The sequence below is a fragment of the Peribacillus sp. NPDC101481 genome (assembly GCF_044767165.1).
Lineage (GTDB): Bacteria > Bacillota > Bacilli > Bacillales > DSM-1321 > Peribacillus.
Genome location: NZ_JBIWNJ010000002.1, coordinates 1270995 through 1285651, shown reverse-complemented (window position 1 = coordinate 1285651; position 14657 = coordinate 1270995). Strand labels below are relative to the sequence as shown.

Annotated in this window: 16 protein-coding genes and 1 pseudogene; 4 read left to right on the top strand and 13 right to left on the bottom strand. The window is 38.2% G+C overall.

Annotation, left to right across the window (positions count from 1 at the left end):
- Window positions 1-8 precede the first annotated feature (8 nt).
- Window positions 9-308, bottom strand: coding sequence for a spore coat protein (locus ACIROD_RS16235; protein WP_402942112.1), 300 nt, complete (start codon window positions 306-308; stop codon window positions 9-11).
- The gene (locus ACIROD_RS16230) at window positions 305-511 is read right to left on the bottom strand and encodes a hypothetical protein (protein ID WP_230176530.1); all 207 of its coding nucleotides are present in this window, start codon (window positions 509-511) and stop codon (window positions 305-307) included. The genes ACIROD_RS16235 and ACIROD_RS16230 overlap by 4 nt, the downstream gene beginning before the upstream one ends.
- Before the next feature lie 120 nt (window positions 512-631).
- Here ACIROD_RS16230 and ACIROD_RS16225 point away from each other — a divergent pair.
- Window positions 632-1441 (top strand): annotated as a pseudogene (locus tag ACIROD_RS16225) (zinc-binding dehydrogenase); the annotation flags it as partial.
- A gap of 323 nt (window positions 1442-1764) precedes the next feature.
- Here ACIROD_RS16225 and ACIROD_RS16220 read toward each other — a convergent pair.
- The 6 genes from ACIROD_RS16220 to yneA all read right to left on the bottom strand — a co-directional run bounded on the left by ACIROD_RS16220 (window position 1765) and on the right by yneA (window position 6323).
- A complete protein-coding gene (locus tag ACIROD_RS16220) occupies window positions 1765-1980 on the bottom strand; it encodes a YneF family protein (RefSeq protein ID WP_034312934.1) in 216 nt (71 codons plus the stop codon).
- An 84-nt stretch (window positions 1981-2064) separates the two neighbouring features.
- Window positions 2065-2505, bottom strand: a complete 441-nt coding sequence (gene sirA / locus ACIROD_RS16215; RefSeq protein ID WP_101221647.1) for a sporulation inhibitor of replication protein SirA — start codon at window positions 2503-2505, stop codon at window positions 2065-2067.
- A 296-nt stretch (window positions 2506-2801) separates the two neighbouring features.
- Entirely contained in the window at window positions 2802-4805 is a 2004-nt protein-coding gene (tkt, locus tag ACIROD_RS16210) for a transketolase (protein WP_260357268.1), read from the bottom strand.
- Window positions 4806-5036: 231 nt separating this feature from the next.
- Window positions 5037-5270, bottom strand: a complete 234-nt coding sequence (locus tag ACIROD_RS16205; protein ID WP_063592970.1) for a DUF896 domain-containing protein — start codon at window positions 5268-5270, stop codon at window positions 5037-5039.
- Window positions 5271-5335: 65 nt separating this feature from the next.
- The gene (locus ACIROD_RS16200; protein ID WP_101221645.1) at window positions 5336-5992 is read right to left on the bottom strand and encodes a YneB family resolvase-like protein; all 657 of its coding nucleotides are present in this window, start codon (window positions 5990-5992) and stop codon (window positions 5336-5338) included.
- A gap of 19 nt (window positions 5993-6011) precedes the next feature.
- Entirely contained in the window at window positions 6012-6323 is a 312-nt protein-coding gene (gene yneA / locus ACIROD_RS16195; protein WP_101221644.1) for a cell division suppressor protein YneA, read from the bottom strand.
- A gap of 155 nt (window positions 6324-6478) precedes the next feature.
- On the opposite strand from yneA, the gene lexA reads away from it, so the two are divergent.
- A complete protein-coding gene (gene lexA, locus ACIROD_RS16190) occupies window positions 6479-7102 on the top strand; it encodes a transcriptional repressor LexA (RefSeq protein WP_101221643.1) in 624 nt (207 codons plus the stop codon).
- A gap of 205 nt (window positions 7103-7307) precedes the next feature.
- Here lexA and ACIROD_RS16185 read toward each other — a convergent pair whose 3' ends face one another.
- Window positions 7308-7922, bottom strand: coding sequence for a glucosaminidase domain-containing protein (locus tag ACIROD_RS16185; RefSeq protein ID WP_157830958.1), 615 nt, complete (start codon window positions 7920-7922; stop codon window positions 7308-7310).
- A 364-nt stretch (window positions 7923-8286) separates the two neighbouring features.
- Between ACIROD_RS16185 and ACIROD_RS16180 the strand changes: the two genes are divergently transcribed.
- On the top strand, window positions 8287-8574 hold the full coding sequence (locus tag ACIROD_RS16180) for a hypothetical protein (protein ID WP_101221642.1): 288 nt from the start codon (window positions 8287-8289) through the stop codon (window positions 8572-8574).
- A gap of 379 nt (window positions 8575-8953) precedes the next feature.
- On the opposite strand, the gene ACIROD_RS16175 is transcribed toward ACIROD_RS16180, so the two are convergent.
- A complete protein-coding gene (locus ACIROD_RS16175) occupies window positions 8954-10486 on the bottom strand; it encodes an esterase/lipase family protein (RefSeq protein ID WP_402942960.1) in 1533 nt (510 codons plus the stop codon).
- A 757-nt stretch (window positions 10487-11243) separates the two neighbouring features.
- Window positions 11244-11468, bottom strand: coding sequence for a helix-turn-helix transcriptional regulator (locus ACIROD_RS16170; protein ID WP_101221641.1), 225 nt, complete (start codon window positions 11466-11468; stop codon window positions 11244-11246).
- 134 nt (window positions 11469-11602) lie between these two features.
- Between ACIROD_RS16170 and ACIROD_RS16165 the strand changes: the two genes are divergently transcribed.
- On the top strand, window positions 11603-12241 hold the full coding sequence (locus tag ACIROD_RS16165; protein WP_101221640.1) for a LexA family protein: 639 nt from the start codon (window positions 11603-11605) through the stop codon (window positions 12239-12241).
- A 1017-nt stretch (window positions 12242-13258) separates the two neighbouring features.
- Here the strand turns inward: ACIROD_RS16165 and ACIROD_RS16160 are convergent.
- Window positions 13259-13948 (bottom strand): N-acetylmuramoyl-L-alanine amidase family protein, encoded by a 690-nt coding sequence (locus tag ACIROD_RS16160; protein ID WP_260357265.1) that lies wholly within the window; start codon window positions 13946-13948, stop codon window positions 13259-13261.
- A 367-nt stretch (window positions 13949-14315) separates the two neighbouring features.
- Window positions 14316-14579, bottom strand: a complete 264-nt coding sequence (locus tag ACIROD_RS16155) for a hypothetical protein (RefSeq protein ID WP_402942106.1) — start codon at window positions 14577-14579, stop codon at window positions 14316-14318.
- Window positions 14580-14657 lie beyond the last annotated feature (78 nt).

Below are 14657 nucleotides of genomic sequence, written 5' to 3'. Positions count from 1 at the left end.
CGATAATATCATCGTTGAGAAAGATTCAAAGCCGTACTAGCCGCTTTTAGATTCACTTTCGATTGCTCAATTATATCCTGAGGATGATAATAACCTTTTGAAACCATGTAATCACTTATTAGCCCATGTGTTTCTACAGCATACCTCAGCTGTTCCCGTAATGCAGCCCTCAATTCAGGGGAAGCTGTTTCTGTTATGGCGAAAGCCGTATTTCTTATTCCTGATTTGGCAGAATTCAGAAAGTCAGTAGCAATAACCTGATCGGTCATACCACCCATCCCCGCCATATTTTGCAAAAAGTTAGTCATTGTCTTCCCTCGCCTTGGTTTACCAGGATTTCCTGTAATTTTTTAATATGCTCTCTTCCGCTGCTCATGTCTTGTAAAAGAATGTTTTTTAATTCCGTGTCTTGGACTAACCCATTCATTGTAGAAGCTTTTGATAGACAAAGGCTTTTGAAGTTCAATATTTCATGCACTTCTAACGTTTCATGCAGTCCCAACTTTTCCACAAGAAGTATCTCTCCTTTCAGTAACAATCACTTACTTATCTTTCGTTGTTCAAAAGCTCTTATTCATTCCTTTTCATTTTTTTAGAAGGTTAAAACCATTTGGAAAACAACATGTAGTCACATGGAGAAATGGGCGGCTTTTTTTGGATATTCAGAAACAACTGGCGGTTATGCTGGAGGACAAGCAGAATATATGCGGGTCCCTTATGGGAATTTCACTCCTTTTAAGATTCCAGAAGACTGTGAGATTGAAGATGAAAAATTGATATTACTCGCCGATGCAGCTTCAACCGCATTTTGGAGCGTTGATCATGCAGGAGTAAAACCAGGTGATACTGTAATCGTCTTAGGCTGCGGTCCCGTTGGATTACTCGTACAAAAATTCGCTTGGTTCAAAGGAGCGAAAAGGGTCATTGCCGTCGATCATCTCAACTATCGTCTGGAACATGCAAAAAGGACAAATAAAGTCGAAATCGTAAATTTCGAACAATATGAAAACGTAGGGGTTTATCTCAAAGACATAACTAAAGGCGGAGCCGATATTGTAATTGACTGTTCAGGCATGAGTGGTAAAATGGCTCCCATGGAATATCTTGCAACGGGGCTTAAGCTTCATGGCGGTGCAATGGGTGGTATTGTAATCTCCTCACAAGCGGTCCGTAAAGCAGAACCATTCAAATAACTGGTGCTTACGGAGGGCGTTATAATGGCTTTCCGCCAGGAGATATATTTCAAAGAAACGTGGATATCAAGACCGGACAAGCTCCCGTTATCCATTATATGCCATATCTCTATAATCTAATATCTGAAGGAAAAGTTGATCCTGGCGATGTCGTAACCCACGTACTACCATTGGATCAAGCTAAATATGGTTACCAAGTATTCGATACAAGGACAGACGGATGCATTAAAGTGGTGTTAAAACCGTAAGTATTATATAGAAAATTGAATGGCCAGGCATTCAAATTCAGAAACGATACATGAATTATAGTAAGTTTCTGAATTTGATGAATCCTGTGTAGTAGTTTGAAAGTCACATGAACTAGATTCCCACTATATGAAACCTTTCAAACCCATGATTGCCCTCTTGCTTATCTCCTTACAACACAAAAAACCCCTCTCTCTGATTTAGTTTCCACCAGAGAAAGAAGTTTCGGATTAGTAACGAAAGATAAAGCAAAAACAAGAAAAATTTATGATGAAAGATTCACTCTTCACGGTAGTTATGATTTGCTTATCTTATAATTGCTATCTTATTTTGTTTGTTGTTTATTCATGGCGCTCATCATTTGATTAATTTTCTTTTGGGATGGTTTCATACCCATTTGCATCATCATCATTTTCAGCATCTGTTCGTTAATTGGCGGATTTTTCTTTAAGTAATCCATCATGTATTTACGAGCGATGAAAAATCCCAGCACTACTCCAGCAATCAATGCCAGTACGCCAACTAGAATGTAAACCCACATACTATTTCCTCCTTCGTGTTGTCTAACATCAGTGTACTAGACCAAAGGTTATTATACAATACCCGCTACTGAAAAGTCCCCCATTTAGACAAATTTTCTTTCTTTTATCGGTTTTAACCAACCGTATTTTTCATGTTCAAAATCAATGGCCAGAAAGCTCGCTTCATATTTTCGAATACTTTCAAAGAAAGCCGTCTCCGCTTCATAGTCTCCTTCAGCTTTTAGAATAATGGAATCATGCTGAATGATTAAAACGGCCTTACTTGATCCGTTTGTTTTTTCTAAATAGTATTTTCCATTTTGAGTCCAATAATTCATCTTTTTTTGCAAACGTTGTTCAATGGCTAACTGCAACTGGATAATCGGGACTGTTTTGGTGACATATTCGATTTGTTTTTGCAAAATACTCTTCAGTCTGCCCTTTGCTTGAATATACTCCAAAAACAAATTGAAAAATAGCCTTTCTCTTCCATAATAATGATGGGCAAATTCATCTTCGATTAAATAAATTTGATAGGTTCTCATCAGCCAATGCCTCCTAGCTTTCCTATTTTGGTCACGAAAATAACTAACCACCAGGACATTCTCCACTATTTTCCACTATTAATAACTTTCCCCTTTAACTGACACATTTAAACGAAATTTATTTATTCTCATTATATATTGACAAACTAAAAAGATATGTTGTTTGCTGGAGAAATTTTCTTCTTTTTTTGTCGAATGGAAGATTTCCCTTAGAATAGAAGCACACAATATAAATCAGGATTGTTTTTGATAAAAAAACTGACACCAAACTAGTTGGTGTCAGTTCTCCATTACTATTAGTTAAGCATTTCCTTAACACGAGCAACTACATTTTCTACAGTAAAACCGAATTCCTCCATGATCTTTCCGCCTGGTGCAGAAGCTCCAAAATGATTGATGGCCAATATTTCACCCTCATCACCTGCATAACGATCCCAACCAAACGGTGAAGCCACTTCGATAGCTAGACGTTTTTTCACTGCCGGATTGATTACGCTTTGTTTATATTCTTTAGATTGAGTTTCAAATCGATCCCATGATGGCATGCTGATAACAGAAACATCAATTCCTTCGTTCGCCAAAGCTTTCTGTGCTTCCACAGCCAAGTTCACTTCGGAACCAGTCGCAAGAAGTAATGCATCGGCTACTTCTTTCTTAGAAGCAGAGATGATGTAAGCTCCTTTTGAAACACCTTCATACGCAGTTTCGGAAGTATCTTTAATTGTTGGCAATCCTTGACGAGTCAGTACAAGGGCAGTTGGTTTATTTGTAGACTCCATAGCCACTTTCCAGGCTGCTGCCGTTTCATTGCCATCAGCTGGACGGATTACCCCTAGGTTAGGCATTGCACGCAATGATGCCAATTGTTCGATTGGCTCATGAGTCGGTCCGTCTTCTCCTACAGCAATGCTGTCATGAGTGAATACATAGTTTACAGGCAGTCCCATTAGTGCTGCCATTCTTATGGCAGGACGTAGATAATCAGAGAATACGAAGAATGTTCCTCCGTATACTTTTAATCCACCATGAAGTGCCATTCCATTTAAAGCCGCACCCATAGCGAATTCACGTACACCGAACCATATATTACGGCCACTGTAATTACCAGGTAATAGATCAGTCTCACCTTTGATGGCAGTATTATTAGATCCGGCTAAATCCGCAGAACCCCCAATGAAGCTAGGGACCCTTTTGGCAATAGCATTTAGCACTTCCCCACTTGAAGCACGGGAAGCTAATGTTTTACCTTCTTCATAGACGGGAATTTCCTGATCCCAATCAGCAGGCAGTTCACCTTTGATGGCCAACTCCAATTGCTGTGCTAACTCAGGATGTGCTTCTTTGTAATTTTTGAACAATTCATTCCAAGCTTCTTCTTTTTGAGCGCCTGCATTAACAACAGATTCATTAAAGTGTGAATACACTTCTTCCGGAACATGGAAGTCCTCTTCAAATGTCCATTTATATGCTTCTTTTGTCAATTTCAGCTCATCTGCACCAAGCGGAGCGCCGTGAACAGCAGATTTACCTGAACGGTTTGGTGAACCGTAACCAATAACCGTTTTCACTTCGATTAATGTTGGGCGTGCATCGTCGGTTTTCGCTTCTTCAATCGCTTTAGCAATTTCCTGAAGATCATTCCCATCCTCAACGCGGATATATTGCCATCCATAAGATTTGAACCGGTCTGCTACGCTTTCACTAAATGATTGGCTTAAGTCGCCGTCAAGAGAAATATCATTAGAATCATATAAAACAACGAGTCTTCCGAGTTGTAGATGTCCAGCTAATGAAGCGGCTTCTGCAGAAACACCTTCCATTAAATCTCCATCTCCACAAATGCCATATGTATAGTGATCGACCACATTATAAGAATCGCGGTTATAGCTTTCTGCCAAGTGACGTTCAGCCATTGCCATTCCTACTGCCATTGCGATACCTTGTCCAAGCGGCCCGGTTGTTGCATCAACACCAGCCGTATGACCGTATTCAGGATGTCCTGGAGTTTTACTGCCCCATTGACGGAAGCTTTTCAAATCATCGATAGATAAGCCATAGCCCGATAAATGAAGAAGGCTGTATAACAGCATAGAACCATGTCCAGCTGAAAGAACAAAGCGATCTCTATTAAACCAATCGGGATTTTTCGGGTTATGGTTCATATATTCGGTCCATAGTTTATACGCCATCGGCGCAGCACCCATTGGCATACCTGGATGGCCGGAATTAGCCTTTTCAATTGCATCAATTGATAATGTACGAATCGTATTGATAGAAAGTGCATCTAATTTATCTAACATATTGTAAAAACATCCCTTCCTGTAATGTACCTCTTTATATTATAGTGACAAGCATAATATCACAACTAAAATCACTATTTACTGCCTCAATATTACAATTTTCTATAATAACAGAAGTCCCCTATTTAGATTAAACTAAATAGGAGAATACATACATGCATGCACTCCCTTTTTACTCCTAAATGCTAACAGGATACTCAAGCGGAATGTTTTATCAGAAGGATCCAAGCATTAATGTAAGTTTCTTTTTTCTTTTATATTTTTTATCTTTTGAGGAGTGACGTCATTACCTTCTGGATCAACGACCTTCACATGCTCCAACGTATCGGACATGGACTTTCTGAATGTTTCCAAATACTCACTTCTCAATTGGGTTTGCTCTTTCGCCTCAACTTCCGTCAAACCTTCAGCCTTTGCCTTTTTAGAAAGTTCATTAATACGGGCTATTTTTTCTTTTGATAACATAATTTCGCTCCTTCATAATCTCCGGATATTGTCATGGTATTAAAAAAAAAGCGAAATTACAAGTTCTAAGATTTACTTTCATTTGTATTCAGTTGATGTTCGAGAAAACGCCTGTTCACAGTAGCCTTTGAAACATTGTATCCAAAGCCCCTTAAAGTGGCTGCGATTTCTGCGAATGTCAATCCATTGGCCCGAAGTTTAATAATTTCTTCAATAGGGATTTCCATACGGTCCCTTCCAGTGGAATTCCTTTGATTCTGAAGGTTTTTTTGAGGACGGTATCCTTTTTCAACGGCTCTTATCATCCCGCGCTTTATTTTAAGATTATGTAGTTTCCTTTGGTATTCTTCTACAATACCGACTATCTGGATGACCATGGCATCCGAATCCGATAACTCAAGCTCCCCGTCATGTGAGAGTGTATAAATTTTAACATTTTCTTTAAGGATGACATGGAAAAGGGCTATTTTGGCATTCCCTCTTCCCAGCCTTGTTTCATCCTGGATTAATAGTACTTCGGCTTCTTTAGTTTTAAATAGTTCGAGCATGTCAAAAATGCCATCCCGATTCAACTCATAACCACTTGCCTGCTCTTTTATTATGGATATAACTTCAACATCCATCTTTTCTGCCAATTTGACTAACTCATCTTCCTGCCTTGCCAATGATGTTTCCTGTGACTCTTTTTCTGTGCTGACCCTACAATAGATTACCGCCTTCATAATACCCTACCTTCACTGCTTACTGCTCACTGGCCAAATTCTGGACAAGTTCTTCCCCTTTAACCGGTATGACGATGACTTGACCAGGTTTAATTGTATCCGCCCTGACACCATTATGCTCTTCTATCCAACCAATGAATTCTTTTTTTGTCAAATTTGCTTCTTCATATTCTTCAGCGATTCCCCATAGGGTATCACCTTCACTTACTTCTATAGAAAGGAAATCCTTTTTTGGATCATTGTTCAATGTACAAGAGAATAAAATTGAAAAGATGAATACTGATCCCGCTAATAGAATCGTATAAATATAATTTTTGTATAAATTTTTCATAAATATCCCTCCAAAGCGAATGTTCGTTCGTATGTTATGGTCAAATTATAATACGAACGTTTGTTTCAGTCAACAACAAAATTCGAACTTATGTTTGTATAGAATTGGGGGCCATGCTATAATGTAGCAAAGAACATTGGGGAAGAGGTGCACATATGACTAAACTATCAAAAAGGCAGCAAGATATTCTTGATTTCATTAAAGAAGAGGTCCGCCAAAAAGGGTATCCACCTTCCGTACGGGAGATTGGTGAAGCAGTGGGACTTGCTTCAAGTTCAACAGTACACGGGCATTTATCACGCCTGGAAAGCAAAGGCCTGATTAGACGTGACCCAACCAAGCCAAGGGCCATTGAAATAATGAATTTGGAGGAAGCGAACAATATTCCCAAAGTCAATGTCGTGAACGTGCCGTTACTTGGAAAAGTAACAGCGGGAATGCCGATAACGGCCATTGAGAACATAGAAGAATACTTTCCGCTTCCCGAAAGCATGGTTCCACATGATGACCATGTATTCATGCTGGAAATCATGGGTGAAAGTATGATCGAAGCAGGAATTCATGATGGGGATTATGTCATCGTGAAACAACAAAGCAATGCCAATAATGGAGATATCGTCGTGGCCATGACGGAAGATGATGAAGCCACTGTAAAACGATTCTTTAAGGAACCGGATTACATAAGGCTTCAGCCTGAGAACTCGAATATGGAACCAATTATTTTACGAGATGTTTCGATACTTGGAAAAGTAATAGGCTTATATAGACAAATACACTAAAAGCGCTAACCGCGCTTTTTTTGTTTGTTTAATCTATGTCCCGAATTCTCTCAATATGCATATGGAATTTTAATAGAATCAAGTTTTCATGGGAATTTAAACGTCCTTAATTACGAACGGAAGTATATGATCGCCTAATATGTACTTTGGTAACAATCTGATTACAATAAAAAAGAGAGCTTTAACTACCGCTCCCAGTTAAAATTCACTTCACTCGTAATCTTTGGTTCACTTTAATTAGGTTAAGATCTACCAAGCCGTTCCACTGTTGAATCTGCACTTGTGTAGAACCGTATGCTTTTGCAAGCGCAGAGACGGTATCCCCTTTTTGGACAATATGATAAACCTCTTCTATACTTGCATCATATTTTGTTAAATCGCTTGTTTCGATAAGGTTCACCAGTTTTTCAATATAGTTGGGATCCGAGGCGTACCCAGCATCGAAAATTGCTTTGAGTGCTTTTCTGTAATCTTTTTCTCCAATGACAGCCGTATAAAGACTTCTATTCCATGAAGTCCCCTTTACATATAAATTGGCAAGATCTCTAAGACTTTCTTCCCAAGATGGGTATTTTCTGAATTTGTTCCATACTTGAACGGGTACGCCATTGACATATTCCATTGTCTGAATGATGACAGACTCACCCTTGAAGTCACCTTTTGTACCGAATATATTTTTTCCTTTGCTTGCTAATAAACTTGTCCCATATCCACTCTCCAAACAAGCTTGTGCAATGACAACAGAAGGTAATATTTTAAATTCCTGTTGAATTTTCTGGGCATAGGGAGCAATTTCCTTAATAAATGTTTCCTTGCTCATTAGAACCTCCCATCAATGGTTTTACTTTATTTTTCACTGTTCATCTTCATTCTTATCGTATTCTCATCTATGAAAAAGGTTACAGCAAGTCCCATACAAAAGGTTCTGATGTTTGGCTAATTGTTTTTATTATAGATTTCTTACCTAGAGTGGCCTGCTTCGAGTATTATTTATCCATTTCCCTACCAAACAGGAAAAGCCGTCAATCCATTTAATTAAATGGATTGACGGCTTTTCCTATTGAACACTGAAAATCTTCAAAACTTGTTCGTTAATTTTAAATTTGTAATTATTTATTTTTGTATAAAACCTTGATGAAAAACAAAAACTATTTTTAAAAACTTCATTTCAAGGTGGTGAAATCATGGACTACCCAACCGTCCATACAAACTTCTGGGATGCAGTGATAGCCATTCCTACCATCATGATTCTTACTCAACTTATTAAGGTCATGTTTCATATTCATCCAAAATTCGTCCCTACCATCGCTTTGGGTCTTGGCTTGTTCATTTCCATTTTCATCAGTCATCGTCATCACTTGGTTTCAGGAATTTTCATGGGCTGGTTTTATGGCTATGCAAGCATAGGCAATTATGCTGCACTCAAAACTGGTATTTTGTCTTATAGAGAATCCTACAAAAAGACGGATTAAATCTATTCTTGTTGTCTAGCTGAAATTCATCAATCTTTTTATTGCTAGATGACCTTACTAGCTTTATTTCCCATCGAACACCATTAATTTAATCGCTGTATTAGTAATTACAAACTGGCTGAATCCTTTGGCTAAAACAAACCACCCATGTTAGCACCACATTACATCCAAAAAAACCTTTTCAATTACGAGAAGGGATTTTTTGGATGTAATGTGGGTTATTATGTTTTTTACACTCCTGCCGAGGCGGCTTGGTAGGATCTGCGGAAAGGGAGCGGATTTCTGTATTCAACTGGATCTATTATTCAAGAAAAGACTGAAGGCAAACTTCGAATTTGTCTACAGTCTGATACCCTCTCAAAGAAGAGAATGCATTTCACTATTTCTCAATATAGACCGAACGAATCATTGTCCGGGTTCTTTCAGTACCATCCACATTTTTTTCCTTGACATCTATTGTTACATTATAAACACCTGACTTAGGTACTTCCGGAAGGGTGCCAGTAAAATTTTCTGTATCCATTGCCTTAATTGAGCTTTTTTCACTAATTTCATTACCTGTTTCATCTATTAGATGAAACAAAAATGTTGTGCTGATTGGCCTTTTTTTATCATTCATTGGGTTCTTTATTAAAAATTTCGCATCTTTTTGCTTAACTTTACCGGCCATACTTAATGTAATGGGATTCTTTTCGTTAAATTGTGCTGTGAACAGGTAGGCGTCTTTTGGCGATTTAGTCTTCATACGCACTTTCCAATCACCAATTTCAAGGTTGTTTCTATTGAATGATTGGACGGTTGCACCATTAAAAAAGGAAGTTTCGTTTTTGGCTGAATGAACCATTAAGGAAGGTGAATACTTTTTATTGGATGGAGAAATCATTTCAACCTCGACATCATTTGATGCTGTATATATGTTTATATTGCCTGGGGCTGATTCATTTACATGGAAGCTTAGTTCGATCCAGACATTTTGTTTCAGGACATCACCCAGAACGGTTTGAGCGAGTGCGGTGGTAATGACATCATCTTCAACCCGTTCTTTATAATTGACATTATATTCAGGGATTCCAGCGGTGGAAGTGCTTCTTAAATATGGTTCAATTCTTGAAAATACAGCTGAGCCGACTCGTATATTGTCGTGATCAAAGTTGGGATCTGAAAATAAATGTGTTGCATAGGGTATTTTTGTACTCCATACATTCACTAGACCATCATTTTCCCCATATGAAGATAAATATTGTCCACCCATTGATAAGGCTGATAGAACCGGGCCTCTGTTCATGCCTGCCACAGTGAAATACATGTTTTTACGAGAATTAACATGGTTATCCGTGACCGAACGAAATTCAGCCATTTTACCAACTTGTAAAGAATAAGTTCCCTCATCTTTTTGACCTAATAGGGAACCAAGCCAGCCCGCATACCAGCTATAAGCCAAATCAGCTAGGTGAGAACCATGATGGGGGGAAGCTAAAGTGATCACCCTTCCAACATACTGGTGTGCTCCATAGTGCACTAGAGCCGCTTGGGTATCTGGGCCCCCTTTGCTGTGAGCTATAATATTTACTTTTTCACCCCCGAAATGGTTACTGATTTCTGCAAGCATTTGAGCTAAAAGCCTTCCATTAGCATATTGGCTCACTGATCCATTTCCAGCTGAATCATGAAGCTGAACAAAAACAGTTTGGTAGCCTGCTTCATACGCTTTGGTATACATATCATTGACACCATGATAATCCGTTTCACCGTACCAGCTGGTTGAACTGCCGTTTTTCCCTTGAACAAACACGATCGGTGGTTTCTTTGTATCAAGATTGGGAGGAATACTTCCAAGAAACCAATCCCCTGGACTGAAAGTTTCGGAAGGGGGCTTTAATTTTCCTGCTGAGGAAATGTCTGGCTTGGCCATAATTAATATGGTTAGAATGAGGACAAGAAAAACGACATAATTGATTACATTCCTTTTCAATTGTTATCTCCTCCAATATCATGTGGAATTCTTTCGAACTCATCCTATTTTCAACTCCCTCCTTCCATGCCTTTGATAGCCTTCATTAGTATATATTTGTACTTTTGCATACCATTACCTGCTATCTTCATAAAGATAGGAGAAATAAACTAGAAGAATTCAAAAAAATGGAGATATAGTATGATGGTTTGCCTTCAATTCGTTTATGTATACAGTCATTTTCCAATTATGAAATTATCCTTATAGAGGAAATCCATATATCGAATGCTGTATGTTCATGAAGAAAAAGAGAATAAGCCCTTCTCCTGCAACGGATGTAGGGCTTGACTTTATTTATGAGCATCCAAATATTATTCTTCGAATTTGCCACTGTCCAATTGCTCATATTCATATTGTTTTGAAGTCCATCCTATACATTAAGTAAATTGTTGACAGCAATTGGATGTCATTCATAGGGATCTTAGTATCAATCGTGTATTTGGATTATTAACTCCTTAAAGCCCTCCCCTAAACGCCCATACGCGTATTTCACAATGAGAACTGGATAAATAATATCAGGGCTATGCTCGCTCTTCCAATTGTATAATTTATTTATCTGATTTTCCTTTCCCATTTTTTCACCCTGTTTCGATCATTACTTAAATTTTGCCCCAGGAATGGTTACTTTGGTGAATAAATGATTAATAGTCTTGATCCTTTAACTACATTTGAAGTGTAGGTGGGGATCAAAAAAAATAATATCGTCGATCGAGAACCCTACACATTCAGCAAACAAATAAGCCTTATCGATTCGCAAAGGAATCTTATATTGCTCATAGTCAATGTAAGTCCTTTTGGCCATCTTCAGCACTTTAGCCATTTCTTCCTGTGTTAAACCTTTATACTTCCTCGCTTGTTTAAGTGTGAACTTAACGTTTGTCATATCTTGTCACCACCTATCTAAAAAAATGATATCACACTTGAAGTATAGTTACCAACAATTTTTCGCAAAATTCACGCACTTTAAGTTTACTCACCTTCACTCATGGTGTATATTCAAGTAAGAGGTGAAGAAATATGCACATTGGTGAACGGATTAAAATGTTAAGAAAAGAAAGAAAAATGACACAAGAAGATTTGGCAAATATATTAAAGGTGGCACCAACGGCAGTATCAGCATGGGAATCCGGACGGAATAAACCTTTAATGGATAAATTGGGCATGATGTCCTCATGCTTTGAAATACCGCTATCCCACCTCATTGAAGGAGCACCTAACGTTAGAAATGCTCCAGGAATGGAATTTCTAAATGAAAAGAATGTAAGATTAATTGGAGTATACGGCAATATCCCTGCTGGAGAGCCTAATTTTACCAATGAATATATAGAAGCCTATATGCCGACATTAAATTCGATGCTAAAAACGAATAAAGAATATTTTTTCCTTAGAGTGAATGGCAATAGCATGAACAAAGAATTCAGTGACGGATCATTGATTCTCGTTGAAAAAACAACCTACGTTGATAAAGGAAAAATCGGAGTGGTCTTGGTAAATGGTCACGATGCCACTGTCAAAAAAGTGAATATCGATGCAGAAAACATCACACTCACTCCCTGCAGCACGGATCCTTTTTATGAAGAAAAAACCTATAACATCAAAAATGATAGAGTTCGAATTTTAGGAAAAGTGGTTCAAGCCATTAAAATATACGATTAATATCCACTTAGAGTTTCTTTATGGAGTATTAATTTAGTTCTCTTTGTTGACTGATACATATTAGGTACAAGCCATCATGGTTTGTGCTTATTAGTATTGTTCTTTATATATGTCTTTGCAAAGGATAAATAGAATTTGTGTCAGCCTATAAACAAAGGCATATCCGTTTTCCCCAGATTACTTATTTCATTGAGTGAATGTTTTTGGAGCTATAAGCTTCCTCGGGCTTTTATTTCAGATTTCCCTTTCATGCAGAATGAATATAATTGTCTGTATTAGGCAATCAAATTATCATATTTTTATTATTCGGTTCACAACCTCATATGGGAATCTTATAATAGGATGATAAGCATTTGCCTCTGTAGCTCTAGAAGGGAAGAGCGCCGGAAAACATTTGTAGCCACCGGGTCGCAAGGTAAGGGTTTCAGAAGCACCGAAAAGCAAATACGCTGAGGCAGGTGGAATTCCTGCCGGTGAAAATCCGTAGGGAAGCGTGTTCTCCCCTAGCCTATGCTTACGAAAGGAGTGCGGGTTCGAATCCCGTCAGAGGCTTGTTTCTTGGAAAATGCGAGTATATATTCAATTCCACTTTTGCCTTCTGTGCAAATTTTTTTCCCTTTCACTTCTTCCGCTATTATCTAAGTACTCATTTAGGACAGTAGAATGTACACGACTATTTTATTACTTGCATATTCCTGAACGAGGAAAAGCCCCTCTCTTTTTGAGAGGGGCTGAGTTTGTAGACAAAATAGGTTCTCTCTAAAAGTTAAAACAAAGTTGATTGGAGCGGGTGGCGAGACGCCTGAGGGAAATGCGTGGCCAAGGAAGTCCACGCCAGGCGCAAAGGCGTCGAGGAGGCTTCCGGACCGCCCGCGGAAAACGAGTGCCTGTAGTGGAAATCAACGTTCAAATTGTACTAATCCTTAAAAACTGTAGACAAACTCTTTTTGAGAAGGGCTTCCTGTGTGGTGTGCTTCTGGAAGTTAAAAATAATTTAACCAGGCAACTATTAATTATTCATTTAACCCGCAATTTTTGGTTTACTGTAATTGTGTACTGACTGTCAAGAGCGTTCCAATCTTTAATTTGCTGAACCGTACTGCCATATGCCATGCTTAAGGAGTATACGGTGTCACCATTAACGACTGTGTGGTATACAGCTGTATTTTTCTTTTTAAGATCGAAGCATTTAACTAAACCGTTTACATGCCCGCGAGCCAGTGATTCGATAAAGGCTGCCGTTTTCAATTTGGCTGCGTCATTGACATTATCGATAAATCCATTTTCAGTCAGTAGTGCAGGCATGTCAGTTTCACGGAGCACATGTAAATCTCCTGTTTTTTGTCCTCTGTCTTGGATGTTGATAAGCTTCAAGACCTCTGAATGAATATGATCTTGATACGTTTTCGTAATCTGATTAGTAGACGTATAAACGTAATCCTCATACCCAGTGCCGCCGCCGGCATTGATGTGGATGGAGAGATAAAAGTCGGCTCCCCACGCGTTCGCTGCATTCGTCCTATCGTTTAAAGAGGGGTACGTATCTTGGTACCTGCTCATTTTTACAGAAACGTTATTATATTCTATTAATAAGATGTCTTTAATTCGAGTTGCAATGGATAAAGTTAAATCCTTTTCTCTCAATCCATTCCCCACCGAGCCTGGATCCGTACCGCCGTGGCCGGGATCAATAAATACTTTTACCATTTCTATCACCTCTATTAATCTTATGTTACGTATCAATAAATGCTTGTACACATAACTATCTGATTAAAGAAATTTCAAAATAAAGAATTCATCTCTCGGCCACAGTTCCAAAAAAAATACACCCTAAAGGTGTTTTGCATTATACGATAACATTCGCCAAATGGACGCGGAATTTTTAAAAAGCCTTCTTCCATTTTTATACTTTTCTATCAGGAATTATTGGGCGTCTACAAATAAAGTGATAGAAGGAGATAGAGAGATTAAAAAAGTCAACATTAACAAAAATACTCTAACTAAATGCTTGCATTTATTTAGTTATGGTTTGTTTTATTTAATTGTTCTGCACAATCTTTGATTGAGTCAATCACTATAGTTGGTTCTGATAATTGCGGAAAATGCCCACTTTTTTTGCGACAATGTGTTTGCTGTTTCTTGACAATGAAAGCAATTCCAATTGATTCTTAAGTCGTTTTTTTCGAATTTCCTCTGGCATCATTCGATTTTCTTGTCCACCAGTAATGACAAATACAGGCATTTCGGGAAATGTATCAATTTGCTGGATTTGATCCACAGTTTTTTTTACAAAATTAACTTCATTGAATTGTTTATGCGAGGATAAGGAATCAAACACCTTGAACATCCTATTAACGGTTTTTACGGCATTGCCTTGATATTCATTAAGGCTTATATCTTTCGTTGTACTGGATTC

Bases quoted from the DNA above. Each gene is read 5' to 3' on its own strand.
- ACIROD_RS16180 (WP_101221642.1), top strand. From the start codon at position 8,287: ATGGACTACCCAACCGTCCATACAAACTTCTGGGATGCAGTGATAGCC.
- ACIROD_RS16235 (WP_402942112.1), bottom strand. From the start codon at position 308: ATGACTAACTTTTTGCAAAATATGGCGGGGATGGGTGGTATGACCGAT.
- ACIROD_RS16205 (WP_063592970.1), bottom strand. From the start codon at position 5,270: ATGTTATCAAAAGAAAAAATAGCCCGTATTAATGAACTTTCTAAAAAG.
- yneA (WP_101221644.1), bottom strand. From the start codon at position 6,323: ATGAAAAATTTATACAAAAATTATATTTATACGATTCTATTAGCGGGA.
- sirA (WP_101221647.1), bottom strand. From the start codon at position 2,505: ATGAGAACCTATCAAATTTATTTAATCGAAGATGAATTTGCCCATCAT.
- tkt (WP_260357268.1), bottom strand. From the start codon at position 4,805: ATGTTAGATAAATTAGATGCACTTTCTATCAATACGATTCGTACATTA.
- ACIROD_RS16200 (WP_101221645.1), bottom strand. From the start codon at position 5,992: ATGAAGGCGGTAATCTATTGTAGGGTCAGCACAGAAAAAGAGTCACAG.
- ACIROD_RS16170 (WP_101221641.1), bottom strand. From the start codon at position 11,468: ATGACAAACGTTAAGTTCACACTTAAACAAGCGAGGAAGTATAAAGGT.
- ACIROD_RS16185 (WP_157830958.1), bottom strand. From the start codon at position 7,922: ATGAGCAAGGAAACATTTATTAAGGAAATTGCTCCCTATGCCCAGAAA.
- ACIROD_RS16160 (WP_260357265.1), bottom strand. From the start codon at position 13,948: ATGGTAAAAGTATTTATTGATCCCGGCCACGGCGGTACGGATCCAGGC.
- ACIROD_RS16165 (WP_101221640.1), top strand. From the start codon at position 11,603: ATGCACATTGGTGAACGGATTAAAATGTTAAGAAAAGAAAGAAAAATG.
- ACIROD_RS16175 (WP_402942960.1), bottom strand. From the start codon at position 10,486: ATGGCCAAGCCAGACATTTCCTCAGCAGGAAAATTAAAGCCCCCTTCC.
- lexA (WP_101221643.1), top strand. From the start codon at position 6,479: ATGACTAAACTATCAAAAAGGCAGCAAGATATTCTTGATTTCATTAAA.
- ACIROD_RS16220 (WP_034312934.1), bottom strand. From the start codon at position 1,980: ATGTGGGTTTACATTCTAGTTGGCGTACTGGCATTGATTGCTGGAGTA.